Raw genomic sequence first — 25284 nt, 5'->3', positions numbered from 1 at the left:
GAATTTGTTTTATGCGTTTTTATTTGGTCATCTCCATCATTTCAGAGAACGGGGAATACCGCAGACCGAAGTGGTGGAAGAGCTCAAAGAACAAACGCGATGGATGTCTGAGCAACTGCTGACGCCATTGATCTGGGACGACAGCTGAGGCGTATTATCGACAGCTCCTCAGAGCCTGAATATGACAAGTTGCACTAGAGCCATTCCGTTGCTGTAATGCGAAAAAGGGAAGTTCGTATCGATTAATCTGTATATGGATCACAATAGGCTCGATTTCACACGAATAAACGCATAGATGGAATTTCGATGCGTGGAGCCTGTTTCCAGTCGCGCTTCCTTGCCCCAATACCCCCGAACTGATAAAATGTAAAGATATAGCTAGCCCGCGAGAGAGAGGGGTACATTTCGATATGATGGGACTTGTCAAAAAAATATTCGGAGATGCCAATGAACGTGAGGTGAAACGGCTTCTTAAGACCGTCGAGCGGATCAACGGGCTGGAGTCCTCCATTTCCTCGCTGAGCGACGATCAGCTTCGCGCGAAAACGGACGAGTTCCGCGGGCGCATCGCCAAAGGCGAGTCCTTGGACGACCTGTTGCCCGAAGCGTTCGCCGTCGTCAGGGAAGCGTCCAAACGCGTGCTCAACATGCGCCATTTCGATGTGCAGCTCATTGGAGGCATGGTGCTCCACCAGGGCAAGATTGCGGAGATGAGAACCGGCGAAGGGAAGACGCTGGTCGGCACGCTCGCGGTATACTTGAACGCGCTGAAGGGCGAAGGCGTTCACGTCATCACGGTCAACGACTATCTGGCGCAGCGGGACAGCGGGCAGATGGGGCAAATTTATACGTTCCTGGGCATGACGGTCGGCTGCAATCTTCACGGGCTCTCCCATGAAGAGAAGCAGGCGGCTTACGCGAGCGACATCACTTACGGAACGAACAACGAGTTCGGCTTCGATTATTTGCGCGACAACATGGTCCTGTACAAGGAACAAATGGTTCAGCGTCCTCTTCATTATGCGATCATCGACGAAGTCGATTCGATTCTCATCGACGAAGCGCGTACTCCGCTCATTATTTCCGGGCAAGCGCAGAAGTCGACCGAGCTGTACTATGCGGCCGACCGGCTGGTCAGCAGGCTGACGGAAACCGAAGACTATACGGTCGATATCAAGCTGCGCACGATCTCGCTGACCGAGACAGGCGTGACGAAGGTCGAGAAAGCGTTCAACATCGACAATCTGTTCTCGCACGAGCACGTGACGCTGAACCACCACGTGAACCAGGCGCTCCGCGCCCGTTATATTATGAAGCGCGACGTCGATTACGTCGTTCAGGAAGACGAGGTCATCATCGTCGACGAGTTCACCGGCCGGCTGATGGCCGGGCGCCGCTACAGCGAAGGACTCCATCAGGCGATCGAAGCGAAGGAACAGCTCACCGTTCAGAACGAGAGCATGACGCTGGCGACGATTACGTTCCAGAACTACTTCCGGATGTACCAGAAGCTGGCCGGCATGACCGGCACGGCGAAGACCGAGGAGGAAGAGTTCAAGCGCATTTACGGCCTCGAGGTCGTGCAGGTGCCGACGAACCGTCCGATGATCCGCAACGATATGCCGGATGTCGTGTACAAATCCGAGAACGGCAAGTATAAAGCCGTCGTCGAGGAGATCGTCAAGCGTCACGCGACGGGACAGCCGGTGCTCGTCGGCACCGTCTCGATCGAGAATTCCGAGCGCATCTCGGAGATGCTTAAGAAGAAAGGCGTGGCCCACCAGGTTCTGAACGCCAAGTACCACGCCGAGGAAGCGGCCATCATCTCCAATGCGGGCCAGCACGGCACGGTGACGATCGCGACCAACATGGCCGGACGCGGAACCGACATTCTGCTGGGCGACGGCGTCGCCGATAAGGGCGGCCTTCATATTATCGGGACGGAGCGTCACGAGTCCCGCCGGATCGACAACCAGCTGCGCGGGCGCGCCGGTCGCCAAGGCGACCCGGGCTCGTCGCAATTTTACCTGTCGATGCAGGACGAGCTGATGAGAAGGTTCGGAGCCGACAACATCATGGGCATGATGGAGCGGCTCGGCTTCGACGAAGACTCTCCGATCGAGAGCAAGCTGATTACGCGCGCGATCGAATCGGCCCAGAAACGGGTAGAAGGCCATAACTTCGATGCGCGCCGGATCGTCCTGCAGTACGACGACGTCATCAACCTTCAGCGGGAAAAAATCTACGGAGACCGCCGGGCGATTCTGAACTCGGACAACATTCGCGACATCGTCTTCGGCATGATCCGTTCCGTCATTGCCAAGTCGGTCGAGAACCACTGCTCCGACAACGATGTGCCGGAGGATTGGGATTTGGACGGCCTGGTCGCCTATGCGCATTCCCACTACTTGCCGGAGGATCGGCTGACGAAGGACGATCTGTGGGGCAAGGAAAAGGAAGAGATGATCGAAACGCTCGTCGGCTTGGTCGACAAGCATTACGACGAGCGCGAAGAATCGATCGGCGTCGAGACGATGCGCGAATTCGAGAAGGTGGTCGTCCTGCGCGCGGTCGACAGCAAGTGGATGGACCACATCGATTCGATGGATCATCTCCGTCAAGGGATTCATCTGCGCGCCTACGGCGGCAACGATCCGCTCAGGGAGTACCAGTTCGAGGGACATAACATGTTCCTCTCCATGATCGAGCGGATCGAGGAAGAGGTTGCGCTGTACATTACGAAGGCTCAGGTGCAGGCGGCGCCGAAGCGCGAAGCCGTTGCGGAAGGCCAAGCCGTCGACACGAAGGCGGAGGCGGGTCCGAAGAAGCCGAAAACCCGCAGCGCCAATGCCGTCGGACGCAACGATCCGTGCCCCTGCGGCAGCGGGAAGAAATACAAAATGTGCCACGGCCGCATAGAATAACGAAGGCTTCCCCTCTATGCCGAGTCGGCGGAGGGCAGCCCAGCAAGCTCAAGATTTCAATGAGGTGATTCCACAATGTTCGAGGTAGACGTATCCGTAAAGCAAGACCTTCGCGCGAACGCGAAGCGAATTCAGCAACTCAGGGGGTCTCTTTGACTTAGATCTGAAAAAAGAGCAGATCGAAAACTACGAAGTCAAGATGAGCGAACCGAACTTCTGGGACGACAACGAGAAGGCCCAAGCTTTGATCGGCGAGATGAACGCGATTAAATCGGTTGTCGACCAATACGAAAGCTTGGCGGGAGAATGCCGCGATCTGGAGGACATGCTCGAGATTCTCGAGGAGGAGCCGGACGAGGCGCTGGGCGAGGAATGGAGCGAAAGCGTAAGAAAGCTGTCGTCCAAGGTCGACGCTTTCGAGCTGCAGCTTCTTCTTAATCAGCCATACGACAAGCTGGACGCCATTCTCGAGCTTCACCCGGGCGCGGGCGGGACCGAATCTCAGGATTGGGCGCAGATGCTGTACCGCATGTATACGCGTTGGGCGGAGAAGCGCGGCTTCAAGGTGGAGCTGCTCGACTACCTTCCGGGCGACGAGGCGGGCATCAAGAGCGTCACGATCCAGATTCGCGGCCATAACGCCTACGGTTATCTGAAAGCGGAGAAGGGCGTGCACAGGCTCGTCCGAATCTCTCCGTTCGACGCTTCGGGCCGGCGGCACACGTCCTTCGTCTCCTGCGACGTCGTGCCGGAGATTAACGACGAGATCGAGATCGAGATTCGTCCCGACGATCTGCGGGTCGATACGTACCGCTCCAGCGGAGCGGGCGGCCAGCACATCAACAAGACGGATTCGGCGATTCGAATTACCCATTTGCCGACAGGCATCGTCGTTGCCTGCCAGACGCAGCGCTCCCAGATTCAGAACCGGGAGAAGGCGATGCAGATGCTGCGCTCCAAGCTGTACGAGCTGAAGATTCAGGAGCAGCAGAAGGAGCTCGCCGAGGTTCGCGGAGAGCAGATGGAGATCGCTTGGGGCAGTCAGATTCGTTCCTACGTCTTCCACCCGTACAGTATGGTCAAGGATCATCGCACCCAGGTCGAGACCGGCAATGTCGGCGCGGTGATGGACGGAGACCTCGATGCGTTCATCGACGGGTACCTGCGCAGCCAGATCAAGCAGGACGTCCAGCCGTAGGACGGCGATCCGAGCGCTGTGCAGAGGTGCGTCCCCCTGCGGGTTTCATAGTTTGACATTACAGGCTCTACACTTCTTGCGCGCGAACGCCGCGCAGGGAGTTTTTTTTAGTCATTATCCTTTTCTGAATCGCCTCCGACATAACCGGTATCCCGCCGATCTCAGGGATGGCTTGAGCCGTTTATGCTTGATCCTGCTCAGTCCGGATGTAAGGATAACGGCGCTGTGATGACGGATCATGCCAATCCTCCACATAAACGCCAAATGAAGCGAGATGAGGTTCGTCTATGTCCATTGTCGATCGCCCATCGTCAGAAGCGCGCGCGGTGCGAAGGAAAAGAAGAGGGCCGCGATTTTCCAAGAGGACCGGGGCCGTGTTCGGCTATGCGGCGGTGCTCGTCGGCGCGTTTTTCATCGCGGCCAGCTTTAACCTTTTTCTGCTGCCTAACCGGATCGCCTCCGGCGGAGTGTCGGGAATCTCCATCATTCTGAATTCGCTGCTGGGCTTTCCTCCGGCTTATACGCAGTGGGCGCTGAACATCCCGCTCTTCATCGCCGGGATCCTCGTGCTCGGCAAGCGCTTCGGCGTGAAGACGGTCATCGGCTCTGTCGTCCTTCCTTTGTTCGTGCTTCTGACCTCGCATTGGAGCCCGCCCACGAACGATCCGCTCCTGGCGGCCATCTATGGAGGGCTTGGCGTTGGCGTGGGGCTGGGGCTCGTATTTCGCGGGCGGGGCTCGACGGGCGGGCTGGACGCGGCGGCGCAAATTCTCCACCGGGTGCTGGGCCTCCGTCTCGGACTCGCCGTCGCGTTCCTCGACGGTCTCGTCATTTTGTCGGCAGGCTTGTTCATCTCTCTGGAGAACGCGCTCTATGCGCTAATCGGTTTGTTCACGACGAGCAAGACGATCGATCTGATTCAGTCGGGCCTTCAGACGTCCAAAGCCGCCTTCATCATCTCCCGGGATCCGGAACGCGTGTCGGCGGCGATTCTGAACGAGCTGGACCGGGGGCTGACCCGGCTGCAGGGCACCGGAGGGTATACGGGAGACGATCGCCCGGTGCTGCTGGCCGTCGTCGGACAGAACGAGGTCGTCCGTCTGAAGCTGCTCGTCCGCGATGCCGATCCCGACGCCTTCGTGATCATTGCTAACGCAGCCGAAGTGCTGGGCGAAGGGTTTCGGGACGAGCGAAATTGACCATTGAATAAATAATACATCGAATGTATAATAATACATAAATACTCCGGACGGGAACGGCGAAGGCCGCTGCGATCGCATCTTTCATTCGTTCGCATAATCCGTTACAATTGAGAAGGTTTTAAACGGACGGCCAGCGATTATCGGCGGCAGTCCGACCGCGGCGAGAGCCGTTTCTTGGCGTTTTATCCTTTTCCAAGGATGGAGGACCCCTTATGAATGCGAAGCATATCCGTGCGGCCATCGTCGGTTCAACCGGCTACGGCGGCGTCGAACTCATTCGTTTATTGCAATCTCATCCCTATGTGACCGTGACGTCGGTCATTTCCTCATCGAACGCGGGCGCTCCGATCGCCGACGGCTTTCCGCATTTGACGGAGATCCGAACCGATCTGCTGGACGACCTTGACGTCGGACTCATTCGCGGCAAGGCGGATGTCGTCTTCCTGGCGACGCCCCACGGCGTCAGCATGAAGCTGGCTCCCCAGTTTCTAGATGCGGGTATGAAGGTCATCGACCTGTCCGGGGACTTCCGGCTCAAGTCGGGGGATACGTATAGACAGTGGTACAAGCACGAGCCTGCCGACCCGGCGCTGCTGGAGCGCGCCGTATACGGACTGGCCGAGGTGTACGGAGATCAGGTGAAGCGGACCGAATTCGTCTCCAACCCCGGCTGCTTCACGACGACGTCGCTGCTCGGTCTCTATCCGGCGGTGAAGGCCGGCTGGATCGACCCGAACAGCATCGTCATCGATGCGAAGTCCGGCGTGTCCGGAGCGGGACGGGGCTTGAATCTAAGCGCCCATTATTCCGAAATCAACGAAAACTTCAAAGCTTACAAAGTTAACAAGCATCAGCATACGCCCGAGATCGAGCAGGTGCTGTCCGAGGCGGCGGGGCGATCGGTCGTCACGACGTTCACGACGCATCTCGTGCCGATGACCAGAGGCATCATGGCGACGATGTACGCTTCGTTGGCAGAGAAGCGGTCCGACGCCGATTTCGTCGAGCTGTACCGTCAGTTTTACGAGGGTCGTCCGTTTGTCCGCGTTCGTCCGGAGGGCCGGTGGCCGGCGACGAAGGAAGTCTACGGCACGAATTATTGCGACATCGGCTTCTCCGTCGACGAGAGGACCGGGCGGGTGACGATCATCTCCGTCACCGACAACCTGGTGAAGGGGGCGGCCGGTCAGGCGATACAGAACCTGAACCTGGTCATGGGCTGGGACGAGACGCTTGGCCTGCAGTTCACGCCGGTCTATCCATAAGAGCGCGTGTTCGCCAAGTTCGATTTACAGCGCCGGATGCCCTATTCGGCTTCGAACATTTTACGGACGAGAGGAACGGACGGATCATCATGGGAAAACAAAGCTATGCGATCGTGGAGGGCGGAGGCGTCACGACGCCGAGAGGCTTTAAGGCCGGAGGGCTGCACTGCGGCTTGAAAAAAACCGAACGCCACGATCTGGGCGTCATCGCGTGCGAGGCTCCGGCTGCGGCCGCCGCGGTATATACGACGAATCTATTCCAGGCGGCCCCGCTGCTGATTACGCGGGAGGCGCTGGCTAAAGGCGGCGTGCTGCGCGCGGTTGTCGTGAACAGCGGCAACGCCAACGCCTGCACGGGCGAGCAAGGGGAGTCGGACGCGCGCGAAATGCAGGCGAACGCGGCGGAAGCGCTCGGCGTAAGCAAAGACGAGGTGGCGGTCGCTTCTACCGGCGTCATCGGCGAGCTGCTGAAGATGGACCGCGTCAATGCGGGCATCGCGAAGCTGCCGGGACGGCTGCGAAGCGACGAGCAGGGCTCCGACGACTTCTGCCAGGCGATTCTGACGACCGACCTTGTGAAAAAAACGAGCTGCGTCGAGCTGACGGTCGACGGCAAGCCGGTAAGAATCGGGGGCGCGGCCAAAGGCTCGGGCATGATTCATCCGAACATGGCGACGATGCTCGGGTTCGTCACGACGGACGCGAAGATTGGCGCGACTCTTCTGCAAGAGGTTCTGCGCGAAGTGACGAACGTGAGCTTTAACATGATTACGGTGGACGGCGATACGAGCACGAACGACATGCTCGTGGCGATGGCCAGCGGTTTGGCGGATCATCGGGAGCTGACCCGCCAGCATCCGGACTTCCCGGCATTCGCCGACGGGCTGCGGCACGTCTGCACGGAGCTTGCCAAAGCGATCGCCCGAGACGGGGAAGGCGCGACGAAGCTCATCGAGACGACGGTTTCCGGCGCGGACAGCGACGATGCGGCGCAGGCGATCGCGAAGACGATCATCGGCTCCAGTCTCGTCAAGTCGGCCGTGTACGGCGCGGACGCCAATTGGGGCCGCATCATCGCCGCCGTCGGCCGCGCCGGCGTGCCCGTGAACGTGGCGACGGTAGACATCCGGCTGGGCGACATCGTCGTGCTGGAGCAGTCCCGTCCGGTTTCTTTCGACGAAGAGCAGGCATTGGAATATTTAAAAGGCGATACCGTCGCCATCCATGTGGATCTCCACATGGGAAGCGGGAAAGCGACGGCATGGGGCTGCGATCTGACGTACGATTACGTGCGCATCAACGCCGCTTATCGGACGTAAGGAGTAGTCGCTCATGAGCAAACAACGTTTTGTGATGAAGTGCGGGGGCAGCACGCTCGCGGCGCTGCCCGACGTCTTTTTCGACGATTTGAGAAGTCTGCAGGAAAACGGCGCCGAGCCGGTCATCGTGCACGGGGGCGGTCCGGCCATTAACGAGACGCTCGGCAAGCTGGGCATCGAGAGCCGGTTCGTGAACGGACTGCGCGTCACCGACGAGCCTACGCTCGATGTCGTCGAGATGGTGCTGGCGGGACGCATCAACAAGGAGATCGTGCGCAGGCTGCAGCAGAACGGAGCGAAGTCGCTCGGCCTGTCCGGCACGGACGGCAAGCTGATCGTCGCCAGACCGGTGGCGAACGCGGACGAGATCGGCCATGTCGGCGACGTCGTCGGCGTGAATGCGGCGCTGATCGAGGGCGTCATCGGGCTCGGCTACCTGCCGGTCATCGCGCCGATCGGCATTGACGACGCCGGGCAGCGGTACAACATCAACGCGGATACGGCGGCGGGCGCAGTCGCTTCCTCGCTCGGCGTCGAGACGATGATCGTCGTGACCGACGTTCCGGGCATCATGCGGACGGTGAACGGCGAGAAGCGGGTTCTGCCCGTCGTCACGTTCGCGGACATCGAAGAGATGATCGCCAGCGGCGAGATCTACGGCGGCATGATCCCGAAGGTGCGAGCGGCGATGAGCTGCCTGCACGGGAACGTGAAGGAAGTGCGGATCGTGGACGGTTCGGCGGAACGGGTGCTCAGCCGGGCCTTGACGGCAGGCGATATCGGAACCCGGATCGTAAGGGCGTAAGCCGACACGGCGGAAAAAGGAGAGATCGGTATGAGTGACAGCGCGTTGTTCTCGACTTATGCGAGATATCCCATTACTTTGGTGAAGGGGAAGGGCAGCCGACTGTGGGACGATCAAGGCAAGGAGTACCTGGATTTCATGAGCGGGCTGGCGGTCACGAATCTGGGCCATGTGCCGGATGCGGTCAAGGACGCTTTGACAAGCCAGCTCGATCAGCTGTGGCACGTCTCCAACCTGTTCCATATCCCGGCGCAGGAGAAAGCGGCCAGACTGCTGGTCGACAACAGCTGCGCGGATGCGGTGTTTTTCTGCAACAGCGGCGCCGAGGCGAACGAGGCGGCGATCAAGCTCGCCCGCCGTTACCATCAGAAGCTGAAGGGCAGCGACCGCTACGAGATCGTTACCTTTACCCAGTCGTTCCACGGGCGCACGCTGGCGACGCTGACGGCGACCGGCCAGGACAAGGTGAAGGAGGGCTTCCTTCCGCTTCCGGAAGGCTTCGTGCACGTGCCTCTTCACGACCTGAAGGCGCTGAAGGCAGCCGTGAACGACAAGACGGCCGCAGTGATGCTCGAGCTGGTTCAGGCCGAAGGCGGCGTTATCCCCGTCGATCAGGACTTCCTGAGGGGCGTGCGCGCGCTGTGCGACCGCCACGGCATCCTTCTGATCGTAGATGAAGTGCAGACGGGCATGGGGCGTACCGGCAAGCTGTTCGCCTACGAGCACTACGATGTCGAGCCGGACATCTTTACTCTGGCGAAGGGCATCGGCAGCGGCTTCCCGGTGGGCGCCATGCTGGCGAAGGCGCACGTGAAGCCGGCGTTCGTGCCGGGAGCGCATGCGACGACGTTCGGCGGAACGCCGATCGCGATGGCCGTCGTCGCGGCTACCGTCGAGACGATGGTAAAGGAGAAGATAGCCGAGAAAGCGGCTGCGGCCTCGGAATATTTAATCGGTCAGTTGGAGGAAAAGCTGGCGGGACTGCCGTACGTGGACCAAGTGCGCGGCAAAGGGCTTCTGGTCGGCATTCTGTGCCACGGCCCGGCGGCCGAGGCGATCGCCGAGCTGCACAAGCGCGGGCTGCTCGTCGTGCCGGCCGGACCGAACGTCATCCGGCTGCTCCCGAACCTGCTCGTCACCCGTGAAGAAATCGACGAGGCGGTCGGTTTGATCGCCTCCGTGCTGGCCGAGCAAGCGGCGGCTCAGACGGCCGCCACGTAAACCGCAATTCCCGAGCAAGCGGCGGCGGAGGCCGCAGCTTCGCAAATAGAGAAGGAGGGTTTGCCCATGACTACGGCAGCGAACCTGGAACAAATTGCAGCGCAGCTGAAGGGCCGCGATTTTCTCGGTCTGGTGGATTATTCGCCGGAAGAAATCCGGTACCTGCTCGATCTCGCGATCGAATTAAAACGCAAGCAGAAAGCCGGAGAGGTATATCAGCCCCTGAAAGGCAAAACTCTCGGCATGATCTTCGAGAAATCGTCGACGCGCACGCGCGTTTCCTTCGAGGTCGGCATGTACCAGCTCGGCGGCCAGGCGCTGTTCCTGAGCCGCAACGACATTCAGATGGGCCGGGGGGAGACGATTCTCGACACGGCCCAGGTGATGTCCCGGTATTTGGACGGCATGATTCTGAGGACGTTCGGCCACCGCAACGTCGTAGAGCTTGCGCGGGGGGCGACGATCCCCGTCATTAACGCGCTGTCGGACCAGTCCCACCCTTGCCAGGCGCTGGCTGATTATCAGACGGCTTTGGAGCATAAGGGCAAGCTGGAAGGGCTGAAGGTCGCCTACATCGGCGACGGCAACAACGTGCTTCACTCGCTGATGATGGGCGCGGCCAAGCTCGGCATGCACTTCGCCAGCGCGTCTCCGGAAGGCTACGATCCCGACGAGAGATCGGTCAAATCTTCGCATGAAGCGGCGGCGGAGACCGGCGGCAGCGTGCGCATCCTGCGCGATCCTCGCGAAGCGATCGAAGGAGCGGACATTGTCTATACCGACGTATGGGCGAGCATGGGCTTCGAGGAGGAGCAGAAGGAGCGCGAGAAGGCGTTCAAAAACTATCAGGTGAACGAAGAGCTCGTGAAATACGCGAAGCCGGACTATCTGTTCATGCACTGCCTGCCGGCGCATCGCGGCGAGGAAGTGTCGGAAGGCGTCATCGACGGCCCGAACTCCGTCATCTTCGACGAGGCCGAGAATCGCCTTCACGCTCAGAAAGCGATCATGGCCGCGATTATGTAAGAGACGGAACCCGGATGGCCTGACATCCGCCGATTCCGCAATCGTAACGGCTTTCGCCGAACGAAGATCGAATCATTGCACTTCTACACTCAAGTTCAAAGGAGCTTCCGATTCCATGGCAAAGAACAAAATCGTGCTGGCCTACTCCGGCGGGCTGGACACCTCAGTCATCCTGACGTGGCTGAAGGAGACTTACGACGCCGAGATCATCACCTTCACCGCCGACATCGGCCAGAAGGACGAACTGGACGGCCTTGAGGAGAAAGCGCTCAAGACCGGCGCGTCCAAAGTCTACATCGACGATCTTCGGGCGGAATTCGCGAAGGACTTCATCTTCCCGATGTTCCAGGCGGGCGCTCTCTATGAGGGTCAATACCTGCTCGGCACGAGCATTGCGCGTCCGCTGATCGCCAAGCGCATGGTCGAGATCGCGCTGGCGGAAGGCGCGACGGCGATCGCCCACGGCGCGACGGGCAAAGGCAACGACCAGGTTCGCTTCGAGCTGACGGCTGCCGCTCTTGCTCCGAACGTCCAAGTGATTGCCCCGTGGCGCGACGAAGCGTTCCGCGCCGCGTTCCCGGGACGCGCAGAAATGATCGCCTACGCGGAGAAGCACGGCATTCCGGTTCAGGCTTCGGCCGCCAAACCGTATTCGACGGACCGCAACCTGCTGCACATCAGCTTCGAGAGCGGCATGCTCGAGGATCCCTGGTTCGATCCGAGCGCGCCCGAAGTCGAAGACATGTACGTGCTCAGCGTCTCCCCGGAGAGAGCTCCGGACGAGGCCGAGTATATCGAGCTCGACTTCGAGAACGGCAACTGCGTCGCCCTTAACGGCGAGCGCTTGAGCCCGCTCGACGTGATGGAGAAGCTGAACGAAGTCGGCGGCAAGCACGGCATCGGCCGCGTCGACATGGTGGAGAACCGCTTCGTCGGCATGAAGAGCCGCGGCGTGTACGAAACCCCGGGCGGCACCATCCTGTTCGCCGCTCATCGCAAGATCGAGTCCCTGACCATGGATCGCGACGTAATGCATCTGCGCGATTCCCTGATCTCCAAATACAGCACTCTCGTCTACAACGGCTTTTGGTTCGCACCCGAACGTCTGGCTATCCAGGCTCTCGTGAACGAGAGCCAGAAGAACGTGACGGGAACGGTCCGCCTGAAGCTGTACAAGGGCAACGTCATCGCCGCCGGACTGAAAAGCCCGGTCAGCCTCTACAATCCGAACATTGCGACGATGGAGGCCGATCCTACGCAAGCGTACGATCAAGGCGACGCTACCGGCTTTATCCGCCTGAACGCTCTGCGCCTGAAGGTTTCTTCGGGCGTCAACGGAGCTTCCGGCATTTAATTGATAAAGTGCAAAAGGGAGAATCGCGCCCGAAGCCTGCCGAACCATCCCCCGCCAGCCGGGGCCATGACGGGAGGCACCTTCGCCGCGGCGCTCCCCTTTTGCCGTTTAACGGCGGGTGGCGTTCTGAGCATGCAAGTTCGCCGGTGCGAGGGAACGGATATGGTTACTCGATCAAGGATAAGAGAGGGGTATACGGATTATGAGCAAGCTGTGGGGGGGCCGTTTTACGAAGCAAACGGACCAACTGGTGGAAGAATATACGGCATCGATCACGTTCGACAAGGAGTTGGCCGAGGAAGACATCCAGGGCAGTCTGGCGCACGTCGCGATGCTCGGCAAGTGCGGCATCCTTCCGGCGGACGACGTGGAGACGATTAAGGCGGGCTTGCTGAAGGTTCGCGAGAAAATCCGCGGCGGCGAGCAGCAGTTTCTGATCGCCGACGAAGACATTCATATGAACATCGAGAAAGCGCTGATCGAGGAGATCGGCCCGGTCGGCGGCAAGCTGCACACGGGACGCAGCCGCAACGACCAGGTGGCGACCGACATGCATCTGTACCTCCGCAAGCGCGTCGTCGAGTTCGTTGAGATGCTGCGCAAGCTCCAGGCGGCGCTGATCGGACAAGCCAAGCAAAATCTCGACACGATCGTGCCGGGCTACACGCATCTGCAGCGGGCGCAGCCGATCCTGTTCGCGCATCACCTGATGGCCTATGTGTCGATGTTCGGCCGCGACATCGAGCGCCTCCAGGACAGCTACAAGCGCATCGACGCTCTGCCGCTCGGTGCGGGCGCGCTGGCCGGCACGACGTTTGCGATCGACCGTCACTTTACGGCCGAGCAGTTGAACTTTGGACGCGTCTACGAGAACAGCCTCGACGCCGTCAGCGACCGCGACTTCATCGTCGAATTTCTCGCCGGCGCCTCGCTGATCATGACGCATTTGTCGCGCCTGAGCGAAGAGCTGATCCTCTGGTCGAGCACCGAGTTCCAGTTCGTCGAGCTCGACGACGCCTTCTGCACCGGCTCCAGCATCATGCCGCAGAAGAAAAATCCGGACGTGCCCGAGCTCGTCCGCGGCAAGACCGGTCGCGTCTATGGCAACCTCGTCGGCCTGCTGACCGTGCTGAAGTCGCTGCCGCTTGCGTACAACAAGGACATGCAGGAAGACAAGGAAGGCATGTTCGATACGGTCAAGACGCTTCAGGGGGCACTCCAGTTGTTCGCCTCCATGATCGAGACGATGAAGGTGCGCAAGGATCGGATGCGCCGCGCCGTCGATCAAGACTTCTCCAACGCGACGGACATCGCCGACTTCCTCGTCGGCAAAGGACTGCCTTTCCGCCAGGCGCACGAGGTCATCGGCAAGACCGTTCTCTATTGCATCCAGCAGAACAAGTTCCTGCTCGACCTGACCTTGGACGAGTTTAAGCAGTTCTCCGACTTGTTCGACGACCGGATCTACGCCGTGCTTCAGCCGGAAGCGGTCGTCAACGCCCGCAACGTGTACGGCGGTACGGCGACTCCGCAGGTGGAGGCCGCCATCTCGCGCGCCGAAGCCGAACTGTCCCGTACGGCGCAATGGGTTGAGGAGTACGAAAAGAAGAGCCAATAAAAATGGGCTTGTTCGCGGGTCCCGATATCAGGTAAGATAGAGTCAATAAAAAAAACGGCCGTGAAGCACACGCCGCTTGTTCCCTTTGACGAGGGAGCGAGCGGCGTTTTGTCTTGAACGGGCCAGTGAAGAAGGCGAGGAATGCGGATGAACGAGAAGAAAGCCAAACCGCACGACGAAGCGCTCAAGAAACTGCTGCAGACGTTTTTCGCGGAGTTTATCGAACTCTTTTTTCCGGACCTAAGCACGTTGCTGGATCATCGCCATACCCGATTTTTGATGCAAGAGCTGCTCGTGGACGTCGTCGGCGAAGAAGCCAAAACGTTGGACTTGCTGCTGGAAACCCGCTATAAAGCGCTCGACGCTTATATCCTTATGCATATGGAGCCGCAGTCGTATCGTCAGAAGGACTTTCATGAGCGGATGTTTATATATTTCGGACGCTTGTTCGAGCGCCATCGCAATAAGCACCGGCTCATGATTCCGATTGCCATTTTCACGGCGGATAAAGGGGGAGAGGAACCGGATACGTTCGTCATAGGCATTCCCGATCATGAGATCGTCCGCTTCAGGTTCCTGAAGGTCGAGTTGAGAACGTTGGATTGGAGACGCTTTATCGCTTCGGATAATCCTGTGGCTGCTGCGCTCTTGGTCAAAATGGGATACAATGAGAAGGAGAAAAGAGAAATGCGTTCGGCTTATTTGCGAATGCTTTTACGGCTTAGTTACAAGCTAGACGATGCGAGAATGGCGCTGTTGATGTCGGTGGCCGATTTGATCATCGAACCGGACCGGGACGAAGACGAGAAGCTGCTGGATGAAATCTTGAAAGACCATCCGAAGGAAAGGATGAAATTCATGGAGCTCATGCCTGCATGGAAACGTTGGGCATACGAAGATGGGATCAAGGAAGGTTTGGAGAAGGGGAAAGCCGAAGAAAGGGCATCGTTCGTCCGTCGGATGCTCGCCAAAGGGTATACTCCAGGACAAGTGGCGGATACCCTCGACATTCCGCTTGTCGAAGTGGAGAAGCTTAGAAAGCATTGAGCACAAGGAGCTAGAGGATCACATAGGAAAATTACAACAAGATGGGAGCAGGGACAACGATGAAGATATTGATTACCGGAGCAAGCAGAGGAATCGGATTGGAGCTGGCAAAGAAGTTTGCCGAGCAGGGGCACGACGTCATCGCGGCTGTGCGCAATCCGGCGACGGCGGACAAGCTTGCGAGCTTGAAGGCGGCTTATGGCAACCAAATCGCGATCGTAGAGCTGGACGCCGCTAACGAGAATTCGGTGCGGGAGGCTGCTCGGCAAGTCAAGGCTTCCTATGGTTATGTCGACATCCTCATCAATAATGCCGCTATCGCCATCGGCCGGAAGGATGGCGTGGAGAGCGCTGAATTGGAAGACTACGAGACGACCTTCCAGACGAACGTATTCGGTCCTGTGCGAGTGTGCAAGCACTTCGTTCCGCTTCTTCGGGAGAGCGACAGGGCGATGATACTCAACCTGTCGTCGGCTTCGGGCATCATTCAGGACGTCCGAAGCCCAGACTATTCCTACGGCATGTCCAAGGCTGCGCTTAATATGTTTACCGGCAAGCTGCGGCATGAGTTAGCTGACAGCGGCATACCCGTCTACGCGATTCATCCGGGCTGGGTTCGCACCGACCAAGGCGGGCCGGAGGCTCCGCTGGACGTTTCCGAGCCGGCGCGGCAAATCTATGAACTGGCTGCCGCATTGCGCAAGCCGGATCACGACGGCTTCTTCATTCATGCCGATGGGTCGCGCCTTCCGTTCTAAAGCCGACAACGATTTTTTCGACCAAATGTCCGCAGTTTGGGCCTGATCCGGGTAGCTGTGTACGATTTTTCGACCAAGCATCCGCAGCGTAAGCCTGGTCCGAGTTGCTTTGCGGCTGGGCTCCTTAAATCCGGAGCTTCATCCACAAAAGGGTCGACGTTTAACGGGAGGAGCGAGGGACGGTTGGCATGTGGGCCTTATGGATAGGCGACTAATGAATGGGTGCTAACGGACTTTATTGCGTTCCTCGATCGTGCGGCTCGCGTCGGTTCCTTCTTCCCGCACGAGATTTCCCCATGCCTGCTTCGCGGCCTGCTCCAATCGTTCCGAGTCCCAGGATGCGTCAATGCCGAATGCGGCCCCCCGTTCTCCGTAAAGCCGCAGCCTCGCCCGTTCCCACCAGGAGTAATCGGGTCGGCTCTCGATCGCTTGAAGCGCTTCTTCGGCCGTGATTCGCAAAAAAAACGAAACCCTCGAGCGTCGAAGCCGGAACCCCCTAGTTTGAGCTCGCTCCCGCCGTATTGTCCACATTCACCGCTCAGCCGCCTTTGTGCGGTCAAACGACCGGAAACGTCTGTGAAGTATTCCCAAACGGTCATGCGTCGATTTTCCGGAATCGATCCTCCGAAAATTAAAAAATTCTAAGTAAATTGCCAAACCCGCGCCCAATAAGGCCTCTGGCAGAAGACTTCGACAGATTTCCCGGGCAATTAATCGACAAAGAGAGGAAAATCAGGCATGATGTCGAAGTATCTAAAGTCTGAATCTTAACAGGAAGTGATACCGTGATCGAAATGCATGACATCTGGAAGACCTATGCGGACGGCACGACGGCTCTACAAGGCATCAACCTCGTGATCGATCGCAATGAATTCGTATACATCGTAGGACCGTCCGGAGCGGGCAAATCGACTTTCATGAAGCTGATCTACCGGGAGGAATATCCGACGAAGGGGCAAATCTCGGTCAACGGCTTTAATATAGGAAAGCTGAAGCATCGCAAAATCCCGTACGTGAGGCGCAATATCGGAGTCATTTTCCAAGATTACAAGCTGCTTCCCAAGCTGACCGCTTTCGAGAACGTGGCGTTCGCGATGGAAGTCATCGAGACGCCCCGGCGCCTGATTCGCCGCCGGACGATGGAGGTGCTGGACCTCGTCGGACTCAAGCACAAGGCAGGGAGCCTGCCTGCGCAGTTGTCCGGGGGAGAGCAGCAGAGAGTCGCGATCGCCCGCGCCATCGTGAACAACCCTGCGGTTATCGTCGCGGACGAGCCTACGGGCAACCTGGACCCGGATACGTCCTGGGGCATTATGAACCTGCTGGAGGAAATTAATTTTCGCGGCACGACCATCGTGATGGCTACCCACAACAAGGAGATCGTGAATACGATGAGAAAACGCGTCATCGCCATCGAGCGGGGAACGATTGTGCGCGACCAGGCGAGAGGGGAATACGGCTATGAAATTTAGCACGATTCTCCGTCATATTCGGGAAGGCTTCAAAAATGTCGGACGCAACGGCTGGATGACGTTCGCGTCGATGAGCTCCATTGCCGTTTCCCTGTTTATTCTCGGCGTTTTCATGCTGCTGGCGATGAACGTCAACAAGCTGGCGGACCAGTTGGACAGCCAGGTGCAAATTAACGTCTATCTTCAGACCGACGCGACGGAAGCGAAAGCGGAGGAGATCGAAAGACTGATCAAGCGCATTCCCGAAGTCAAAGCGGTTACCTTCGTCTCCAAGGCGGAGGGGCTGGAGCGGTTCCGCGAGAGCATGGGCGAGGAAGGGCGAGCCGCGCTGGACGGGTATGACGCCGAGAACAATCCGCTGCCGGATTCTTTCGAGGTCGAAGCGTTCGATCCGCAGCAGATCGCCTATATCGCCAAGCAGATCGAAGCGATCAATCTGACCGACCCGGACAAGACGATCGAACGAGTCAAATACGGCAAGGACACGATCGAGAAGCTGTTTAGCATCACGAACGCGGTTCGCAACATCGGGATCGTCATCGTCCTCGGCTTGACCGTGATGGCGATGTTCCTCATCTCGACGACGATCAAGATGACCATTATCGCCCGGCGCCGCGAAATCTCGATCATGAAGCTGGTCGGGGCGACCAACGGCTTTATCCGCTGGCCCTTTTTCATTGAAGGGGCGATTATCGGATTTTTCGGTTCGCTGCTGAGCGCGGCCATTCTGATGTTCGGCTACTCGCAGTTGGTCGAATCCGCGAGCGCGACCGTAGGGCTGTATTTGATCCAGTTTGCCACGCTGGACGAGGTGTTCAGCAGCGTCGGCGGTTCGATTGTCGGGCTGGGCACGCTGCTCGGAATTTTCGGCAGCACCATTTCGGTTCGCAGATACTTAAGGGTATAAAAAATAAAGATGGGGAAAGATCCACGTTTTCCGGAGGAGGAGCCTAGTGAAGAAGAAGCTGCTGCTGTTGATCGCGATGCTGTTGGTTGTCGGGCTGGTCGTTCGGCCTTATGACGGACAAGCCCAGTCGGAGCTGGAGAAGATCGAACAGGATCTGAAGCAGCTCAAGCAGGAGATGGACCGCGCGGCCCATAATCAGCGGTATGCCGAGAAGACGGTTCAAGAGCTGACGGGCAAGCAGGAGGCGACGAAGGAAGACATCGAGAAGCTGCTGGAACGCATCGATATCGTGCAGAAGAGACTGGAAAATACCCAGAAGAAAATAGCGGATGCGGAGGAGAAGCTGTACGAAACCGGCGTGGAGCTGGAGAATGCCATCAAGCAGCGCGACAATCGCGACCAGCTGATGGCTTCGCGGGTCAAAATGGCCTATACGGCCGGTCCCGTGTCGTTCCTGGACGTGCTGCTCAGCGCGGCGAGCTTCTCCGACTTCCTGGATCGGTTCGACGCGGTGGAAGCGATCGCCGCTCAGGATCGCAGCATTCTCGACGAGAAGAAGAAGTATGCGGACGAAGTCGCCGCCTTGAAGCTCCAGAGGGAGCAGGAGCTGGAGGAGATCCGGCTTCTGTATGTGGAAATCGAGCAGCACAAGGCCGAACTGGAGCAGGAAGAGCGCGATAAGGAAGTGCTGATCGCCAAGCTGTCCGTGGAGATCGAGGAGCTGGAGGAGATCAGCGAGGAGTCCGCGAGACAGCTCACGGAGCTGGCCAAGCAGGCATCGGCGCTGGAAGCGAAGAAAAATCGGATCAAAACGTACTACACGGGCGGCAAGCTGGGCATGCCTTTGAAGTCGGATTATCGGCTGTCGTCGGGTTTCGGGTACCGGATCCATCCGATTACAGGGAAAAGAAAGCTTCACGCCGGCATCGACATGGCTGCTCCCAAAGGAACGCCGATCTATGCGGCCGAGACGGGCGTCGTCATCGTGGCCCAGTCGTGGAGCGGGTACGGCAACTGCGTCATCATCGACCACGGCGGCGGATTATGGACGCTGTACGGACATATGAGCGAGATTCTGGCTAAGAAGGGCGACACGGTAAAACGCGGAGAGAAAATCGGACTTGTCGGCTCGACCGGCCAATCGACGGGCAACCATCTGCACTTCGAGGTTCGCAAAAACTCCGAGCCTGTCGATCCCGCGCCTTATTTGAAGTAGCCGATGAGGAAACAGCCGATCCTCCGACTTCTTGTCGGGCATCGGCTGTTTTATTTATGATTTCAGAGAGAATAGAGTTCGCTATCCTTATCTGAATCACCTCCGACATAAACGTTATCCCGCCGATCCTAAGGACGGCGTAAGCCGTTTAAGCTTGGTGCGATCGGCACTAACGGGGAGCGGGTTAAATCGTCCGAGCCGGTTTGACGGTATTCGTCTAAATTTATTAAGCTTGTCATATTCTAGGATATGACGAATTTCGGGGAGTGGGGGAAGTGCTGTTCAGAGGTCGCACCGTCGCGGCGATGATTGCGCTGACGGCGGTAGCTGCGTGCGTCGCGACGTATGCCCTCCTTGAATTTCCGGGGTGGAGATGGGCGTCCAAGGACGCGAATAGCTGGAGCCCCGGGAATGAGCAGGGCGGTCTGCGTCAAGACGAGCTCGACAAGCTCAACAAAGCGGTGTCCCTGATCGAGAAGCGCTATTTGCTCCCTGCGGACCGCAAGAGGCTGATTGACGGCGCCCTGCAGGGCATGGTCGAGTCGCTTGGCGATCCGTACTCCGTCTACAAGCCGGAGGAAGAGGCCGAGGATTATTTGAACGCCCTGCAGGGGGCGTTCACCGGAATCGGCGCCGAGTTGAGAATCGAGAACGGCACCGTTGTCGTCGAGGCGCCGATACGAGGGTCTCCGGCGGAGAAGGCGGGCCTTCAGCCGCGGGACGTGCTGCTTTCCATTAACGGAGAAAGCCTGTACGGCTTGACTCTAAGCGATGCGGTCGCCAAGATCAGAGGGCCGAAGGGAACGAAGGCGAAGCTGAAGGTTCAGCGGGCCGGCAGATCGGAGCCGCTGGATCTGGAGCTCGTTCGCGACCGGATCGATCCGAAGACGGTGAGCTCGGAGATCGTAGCGGACGGCATCGGACAGCTGACCATTAATCAGTTTACGAGCGAGACGTCGGCTCAAGTGGCGATAGAGCTTGCCGAGATGGAGCGGAAGGGACTGAAGGTTCTCGTCATCGACGTCAGGAACAATCCCGGAGGCTACCTTCAGTCGGTCGTGGAAGTCGCCGATCAGCTGATGGAGAAGGGCAAGCCGATCGTGCAGTCGGAGTATCGCAGCGGCCAGCGCAAAGTGGACGTGGCCGAGAACGGAGCGAAAAACGGCAAACGGTATCCGATGGTCGTGCTGATCAACAAGGGCAGCGCCAGCGCCTCGGAGATACTGGCCGGCGCTCTGAAGCAGTCCGCCGGAGCGGTTCTGGTCGGGGATACGAGTTACGGCAAAGGAACGGTTCAGGTCCAGTTTAGCGGCGAATTGGGCGACGAAAGTCTGATTAAGCTGACTGTATACAAGTGGCTGCTGCCGGACGGGACGTCGATCAACGAGACGGGGCTCGAGCCGGACATTCCTTCCGCTTTGCCCGGCTATTTCCTGGCGTGGAGATTGCCGAGAGATACGGTTCTGAAGGTGGATTCGACCGGCAGCGACGTGGAAAACCTGCAGACGATTCTGGCGGGCGTCGGATTCCCGACGGACCGCACGGACGGGTATTACAGCGAGCGGACGAAGGAAGCGGTCGAGAGCTTCCAGAGAAGCGAGTCGCTTCCGCAGACGGGCGAGGTCGATGTCGCGACGGCCGAACGGCTGGAGGAGAAGCTGTACGCCGTCATTCAAGACCGAAACAACGACACCCAGTGGCAGACGGCGCTATCCGAAGCCCGCAAGCTGCTCGAATCTTCGGTGCACCCCTAAACGGCTGATTTCGAATCGGCGCCGGGAGCAGGATTTTGCCGTCCTCCGTCGAATACGATTTAGGAGGTTGACCTCGGGTCGGCTTCCTTTTTTGCGTTACGCGTTAGAGCCAGGAAAAGAGGAGAGACGCGATGGATGAGTTTCTGAATGTGCTGGGGGAAGTTGGACAAGCCGCGATCGGCCTGCTTGCCCTCCCTTATTTTTATATCGCGGTTGCGCTCGTGTGGTGGCACGCCAGACATACGGTTGCGCTTCAGCGCAGACTGTATCACGTTCGGCTCTACAGCGCCTTGCGATTAACGCTCGTCCGGGCAGGGGCGGGACTGGCCGTCGGCGCTGCGCTGTCCGCGATCGGTTCGGGAGTCGGGGCCCGGTTAAGCGGGGAGACGCTGATGCTTCTCTGGATCGCGATGGGCGTGCTGGCGCTGTTCCAGCTCAGATATATTTGTCTCGCATATGCCGCAGGAGCGCTGGGCTTGATTCAATTCGCGGCGGAGCGGATCGGCTTCGAGGCCGCGGAAGGGCCTGTCGCCGAAGCGTTGCGAATGCTCGCGGCGGTCGACGTTCCGGCGCTTCTGTTCATCGCCGGACTGCTTCATCTCGCCGAGGGCATGCTCGTGCGGCTGCAGAACAGATCGCTGGCGATTCCATTGTTCCTGCAAGGCAAGAGGGGCAAGCCGATGGGCGCTTACGCCCTGAGCGGCGTATGGCCCGTTCCGCTGCTTTGGCTCGTTCCGGCGTCCGGCGGAGGCTTCGCGCTGCCCTGGACGCCTCTGTTCGGAGGCGCGGCGGACGCCTGGAGTCTGCTCGCCTTCCCGGTTCTGATCGGCTTCAGCGACCGGACGGCCTCCTACTGGCCCGAGCACAAGGCGCGAGCCTCCGGCAACCTGTTAATGCTTTACGGAGCAATCCTCTCCGGTCTGGCGATCAGCGCCGAGTTCTTCTCTCCGCTTATCGCGGTCGCTTCGGCGGCGGCATTCCTGCTGCATGAGGCGCTGCTGTGGATCGGTCGGATGAGGGAGGCAGGAAGAGATCCCTTGTACTCCCAGGACGGCACGGGCGTGAAGGTGCTGGCGGTTCTGCCCGGCACGCCGGCGGCGGAGCTGGGGCTGCAGGCCGGAGAACGGATTCGGAAGGTTAACGGAGCGGTCGTGCGCAATAAGGAGGAGCTGCATGCCGCCCTGCAGCTTCAATCGGCCTACTGCAAGCTGGAGGTTCTCAACCGCGAAGGCCACGTCAAGTTTCTGCAGCGGGCGCGCTATCAGGGCGAACACTACCAGCTCGGCCTCATTCCGGCGCCGGACGACGACGTCGAGTTCGTGGCCTCGCCTCGTTCCGCATCGATCTGGCAGGGGCTGAAGGAGTTTGGCGCGAGAAGGCGAAGCAGCTCTCCGACGATGAGGCTCCAGGAGGCTCGCCGTCAAGCCGAGATCGCAGCGGCCGAGCAGGCCGCTGCGGCGGAGGCAGAGGCTGCGGCCCGGGCGAGGGCCGAGAAGGAGAAGGCCGAGGCCGGACTTCCGCCGAGAGCAGCCCACATCCGGACGAAGTCTTGACAACAGCCGCATCGTTTAGTAATTTGAAAATGATCATCAGGAATAGGGTCCCTAGGGTTCCACGGCGAATTCGCCGGTTCGGTCCGAGAGGGAGCGCGTCCGCCCTTCGGGGCAGGACGGACACGGAGGGATAAAAGCCCGGGAGTATCGATGACGACCCGCGACGCCGCCAAGGCGTTCGCGAAGTCCTGCGATGCTCCGGGCTTTTTTTGACGTTTCCGAGAGTCTCCCGGTACGGCAGGGCACCCTAAATTCGGAGGTGGATGGATGTGAAGAATCGTTCCTGGCTGCTGCTGCTCGCGGCCGGACTGTGCGAGATCGGGTGGGTCACCGGCTTAAAGCACGCCTCGAGCGCCGGGGAATGGGCCCTCACCGCGTTGGGGATTGCGCTCAGCTTCGTCGGGCTGATCCGATCGACGCAAGATTTGCCGGTCGGCACGGCATACGCGGTCTTTACCGGCATCGGCGCGGCAGGCACGGTGCTGGCCGAATCTTTATTTTTCGAAGCGGAATGGAATGCGGTCAAGCTGACGCTTATCGCGGTATTGATCGTCGGAATCGGCGGTCTGAAAATGACGACCGACGCCAGACCGAAGGAGGAGAACGCTTAATGGCATGGGCAGCGCTTGTCCTGGCGGGAATGTTCGAGGTGGTCGGCGTTCTGGCAATGAACCGGCTGAAAGAGAAAAAAGACAAGCTGAGCTTGCTCCTGCTTGTCCTGGGCTTTGTCATCAGCTTCGGGCTGCTGTCCGTAGCGATGAAAACGATATCGATGGGAACCGCCTACGCGATTTGGACCGCGATCGGCACGGTTGGCGGGACGCTCGTCGGCATGCTGCTGTACGGAGAGTCCCGCCAAGCCAAAAGAATTTTTTTCCTGGCGCTGGTCGTCGCCGCCGTTATCGGGCTAAAGGCGATCGGCAGCGAATAGCGGTCTCGTCTTAATGGCTAATGGCTACTGGCTGTGGATCCAGTCGGCAATATCCTGTACAACCTGCGGATCGACCCGGCTTTCCGCGCTTTTCGCGAAGAAATGATTAAGACCGGGGTAGAGCTTAAAGGACGCTTTATCATTGTTCTTCAGAACTTCTTTCCATTGAACGTAATCCTTGTCCGCATACACTTGCACGTCAGCCTCGCCTTGCAGCACGAGCACCGGTTTGGTCAGCTTGGCCGCAAGCTCGTCTGCTCCCCGGCTGTCCATTTCCTTGAAGTAGTACGCCGGTTGGCCGAATACCGTCTGGGCTTGGGCCTCCTCGTCGGACAGGCTGGCAAGAGCTTGCGCTTTCTTCAGTTCTTCGGCGACGAGAGCTTCGTTCGCGGCCTTCGCAGGATCTCCGTCTTCCATCGCGGCGAGGATTGCGGCGTTCTGGTCCGCGATAATCTCCCAGAGCGTTCGAGGGGAGCCGGCCAGAATGGCCAGACCGGCAAAATCCCCGCCGTCGGCGTCGATGCGCGGAGCCAGCATGCCGCCCAAGCTGTGCCCGACGATATACACCTTCGCCGCGTCGATGCGCTTGTCGGCCTTCAGCAGCTTCGCGGCTGCGACGGCGTCCTCGACCGACTCTTCCTTCACGGTAAACGTAGCGAGCATATCCGGAGTGAAGCTCTGTCCGTGAGCGTAAGTTCTCTTGTCGTAACGAAGGACGGCGATTCCCTGCTCGGCGAGACCCCAGGCGAGATCGCGGAACGGCTTGAGCGAACCGACGGTTTCGTCCCGATCGCTCGGACCGGAGCCGTGCACGAGAACGACGGCGGCCAGCGGGCCCGACGCGTCCTTCGGCAAGGTCAGCGTGCCGGGAAGCGGGTACTTCGTTCCTTCCCCGACGACGATCTCCTCTTCGATCAGATGGTCCGGTACGGGCGATTGCGTCGCGACGGGCGTCAGCCATAAGCCGGAAACCTGATTGTCGGCGTTCAGATTAAGCGTTAATGCCGCTTCCATCTTGGTGAAAGCAAGCCGGACGACGTATTGGCGCTGACCGGCATTCTCCGCGGCAGCCGGCTGGATTTTCGTTCCGGTCAACTCGCCGGCGACCGCCGTCGTTTGCTCCCAAGCGGCTTGAAGCGCGTCCGGCGATACCGCTCGCTTCATCGTATCGTCGAAGTAGAGATCGGACAGCTCCCGGTATTCGCCGGATACGAGCTTCTCTACGATCGCCTGGACAACCTCGTCGTCCTGCTTTTCCGTGAAAATAGCGGCCGTCGACGTGTCCTCATGAACGGCGGTGGCCAGTCCGAGAGTCCGCTCGAAGAAGGAGAGCGGGACGAACAGACGGTTCGACTGGACGGCGGCCGGAGCGCCGAACGTCACGTCCGCTCCGCTGCCGAGGCGCGCGAGGCTGCTTCCCGCCTTTACGGTCGCCTTCACGGATTCGCCGATAATCGAAGCTTCCTTGGAAGCCGGCAGATATTCCACCTTGAGGCCGAGCGCTTGAGCGGTCCGGCGCAGCGGAAGCATGACGTCTTGACCGCTCCTGTACGGCAGGGCGTCGGTGAAGACGACCTCCCGGTTGTCGACTTGCAATTTAAAGGCGGATGTCGACGCGGATGCCGTTAGAGGAATCGAGGACAGCAGCAGAGCGGACGCGGCGGCGAGCAGGGCGATTTTTCTCATCGTTACAACCTCCGTATGATGGATTTGG

At 59.2% G+C, this 25284-nt stretch carries 21 protein-coding genes and 1 riboswitch; of the genes, 19 read left to right on the top strand and 2 right to left on the bottom strand.

Annotated features, from left to right (window positions below; translation table 11 throughout):
- The first annotated feature begins 410 nt into the window (after positions 1-410).
- The 12 genes from secA (at position 411) to ACFO3S_RS25620 (ending at position 15737) form a co-directional block, all read left to right on the top strand.
- Entirely contained in the window at positions 411-2924 is a 2514-nt protein-coding gene (gene secA, locus ACFO3S_RS25675; protein WP_378101988.1) for a preprotein translocase subunit SecA, read from the top strand.
- 75 nt (positions 2925-2999) lie between these two features.
- A protein-coding gene (gene prfB, locus ACFO3S_RS25670) for a peptide chain release factor 2 (RefSeq protein ID WP_378101985.1) occupies positions 3000-4122 on the top strand; the annotation gives its coding sequence in 2 pieces (ribosomal slippage) (positions 3000-3077 and positions 3079-4122; 1122 coding nt in all).
- Between the two features lie 287 nt (positions 4123-4409).
- The gene (locus tag ACFO3S_RS25665; protein ID WP_378101983.1) at positions 4410-5321 is read left to right on the top strand and encodes a YitT family protein; all 912 of its coding nucleotides are present in this window, start codon (positions 4410-4412) and stop codon (positions 5319-5321) included.
- A 215-nt stretch (positions 5322-5536) separates the two neighbouring features.
- Entirely contained in the window at positions 5537-6589 is a 1053-nt protein-coding gene (gene argC / locus ACFO3S_RS25660) for an N-acetyl-gamma-glutamyl-phosphate reductase (RefSeq protein ID WP_378101981.1), read from the top strand.
- A gap of 89 nt (positions 6590-6678) precedes the next feature.
- Positions 6679-7908 carry a bifunctional ornithine acetyltransferase/N-acetylglutamate synthase gene (argJ, locus tag ACFO3S_RS25655; protein ID WP_378101978.1) on the top strand — a complete coding sequence of 410 codons (1230 nt, stop codon included), beginning with the start codon at positions 6679-6681 and terminating at the stop codon, positions 7906-7908.
- A gap of 13 nt (positions 7909-7921) precedes the next feature.
- The gene (gene argB / locus ACFO3S_RS25650) at positions 7922-8713 is read left to right on the top strand and encodes an acetylglutamate kinase (protein WP_378101976.1); all 792 of its coding nucleotides are present in this window, start codon (positions 7922-7924) and stop codon (positions 8711-8713) included.
- Positions 8714-8743: 30 nt separating this feature from the next.
- On the top strand, positions 8744-9934 hold the full coding sequence (locus ACFO3S_RS25645; protein WP_378101973.1) for an acetylornithine transaminase: 1191 nt from the start codon (positions 8744-8746) through the stop codon (positions 9932-9934).
- A 66-nt stretch (positions 9935-10000) separates the two neighbouring features.
- The gene (gene argF / locus ACFO3S_RS25640; RefSeq protein ID WP_378101971.1) at positions 10001-10960 is read left to right on the top strand and encodes an ornithine carbamoyltransferase; all 960 of its coding nucleotides are present in this window, start codon (positions 10001-10003) and stop codon (positions 10958-10960) included.
- Positions 10961-11075: 115 nt separating this feature from the next.
- The gene (locus ACFO3S_RS25635; RefSeq protein ID WP_378101969.1) at positions 11076-12314 is read left to right on the top strand and encodes an argininosuccinate synthase; all 1239 of its coding nucleotides are present in this window, start codon (positions 11076-11078) and stop codon (positions 12312-12314) included.
- 202 nt (positions 12315-12516) lie between these two features.
- Positions 12517-13932: an argininosuccinate lyase gene (argH, locus tag ACFO3S_RS25630; protein WP_378101966.1), complete on the top strand. Its 1416-nt coding sequence runs from the start codon at positions 12517-12519 to the stop codon at positions 13930-13932.
- Positions 13933-14079: 147 nt separating this feature from the next.
- Positions 14080-14979, top strand: coding sequence for an Rpn family recombination-promoting nuclease/putative transposase (locus tag ACFO3S_RS25625; protein WP_378101963.1), 900 nt, complete (start codon positions 14080-14082; stop codon positions 14977-14979).
- A gap of 59 nt (positions 14980-15038) precedes the next feature.
- Positions 15039-15737, top strand: coding sequence for an SDR family oxidoreductase (locus ACFO3S_RS25620; protein WP_378101961.1), 699 nt, complete (start codon positions 15039-15041; stop codon positions 15735-15737).
- Between the two features lie 225 nt (positions 15738-15962).
- Here the strand turns inward: ACFO3S_RS25620 and ACFO3S_RS25615 are convergent, their stop codons facing one another.
- Positions 15963-16196: a hypothetical protein gene (locus ACFO3S_RS25615; RefSeq protein WP_378101958.1), complete on the bottom strand. Its 234-nt coding sequence runs from the start codon at positions 16194-16196 to the stop codon at positions 15963-15965.
- Between the two features lie 326 nt (positions 16197-16522).
- Between ACFO3S_RS25615 and ftsE the strand changes: the two genes are divergently transcribed.
- From ftsE to ACFO3S_RS25580, 7 genes are all read left to right on the top strand, one after another.
- On the top strand, positions 16523-17209 hold the full coding sequence (ftsE, locus tag ACFO3S_RS25610; protein ID WP_378101955.1) for a cell division ATP-binding protein FtsE: 687 nt from the start codon (positions 16523-16525) through the stop codon (positions 17207-17209).
- Complete coding sequence (ftsX, locus tag ACFO3S_RS25605) at positions 17199-18116, top strand: permease-like cell division protein FtsX (RefSeq protein ID WP_378101953.1); 918 nt, start codon at positions 17199-17201, stop codon at positions 18114-18116. Before ftsE ends, ftsX begins: the two co-directional genes overlap by 11 nt.
- A gap of 46 nt (positions 18117-18162) precedes the next feature.
- Positions 18163-19332 (top strand): murein hydrolase activator EnvC family protein, encoded by a 1170-nt coding sequence (locus ACFO3S_RS25600; protein WP_378101950.1) that lies wholly within the window; start codon positions 18163-18165, stop codon positions 19330-19332.
- 275 nt (positions 19333-19607) lie between these two features.
- The gene (locus ACFO3S_RS25595; RefSeq protein WP_378101947.1) at positions 19608-21086 is read left to right on the top strand and encodes a S41 family peptidase; all 1479 of its coding nucleotides are present in this window, start codon (positions 19608-19610) and stop codon (positions 21084-21086) included.
- 131 nt (positions 21087-21217) lie between these two features.
- Positions 21218-22639, top strand: a complete 1422-nt coding sequence (locus ACFO3S_RS25590) for a PDZ domain-containing protein (RefSeq protein WP_378101944.1) — start codon at positions 21218-21220, stop codon at positions 22637-22639.
- Positions 22640-22679: 40 nt separating this feature from the next.
- Positions 22680-22786, top strand: a riboswitch (guanidine-I (ykkC/yxkD leader).
- A 122-nt stretch (positions 22787-22908) separates the two neighbouring features.
- On the top strand, positions 22909-23250 hold the full coding sequence (locus tag ACFO3S_RS25585) for a DMT family transporter (RefSeq protein WP_378101942.1): 342 nt from the start codon (positions 22909-22911) through the stop codon (positions 23248-23250).
- A complete protein-coding gene (locus ACFO3S_RS25580) occupies positions 23250-23570 on the top strand; it encodes a DMT family transporter (protein ID WP_378101939.1) in 321 nt (106 codons plus the stop codon). The genes ACFO3S_RS25585 and ACFO3S_RS25580 overlap by 1 nt, the downstream gene beginning before the upstream one ends.
- A gap of 24 nt (positions 23571-23594) precedes the next feature.
- Here the strand turns inward: ACFO3S_RS25580 and ACFO3S_RS25575 are convergent, their stop codons facing one another.
- Positions 23595-25256, bottom strand: a complete 1662-nt coding sequence (locus tag ACFO3S_RS25575; protein ID WP_378101936.1) for an alpha/beta fold hydrolase — start codon at positions 25254-25256, stop codon at positions 23595-23597.
- Between the last annotated feature and the right edge of the window lie 28 nt (positions 25257-25284).

This window comes from Cohnella hongkongensis, assembly GCF_042654645.1.
GTDB lineage: Bacteria > Bacillota > Bacilli > Paenibacillales > Paenibacillaceae > Cohnella > Cohnella hongkongensis.
This window is presented reverse-complemented; position numbering and strand designations above follow the sequence as displayed.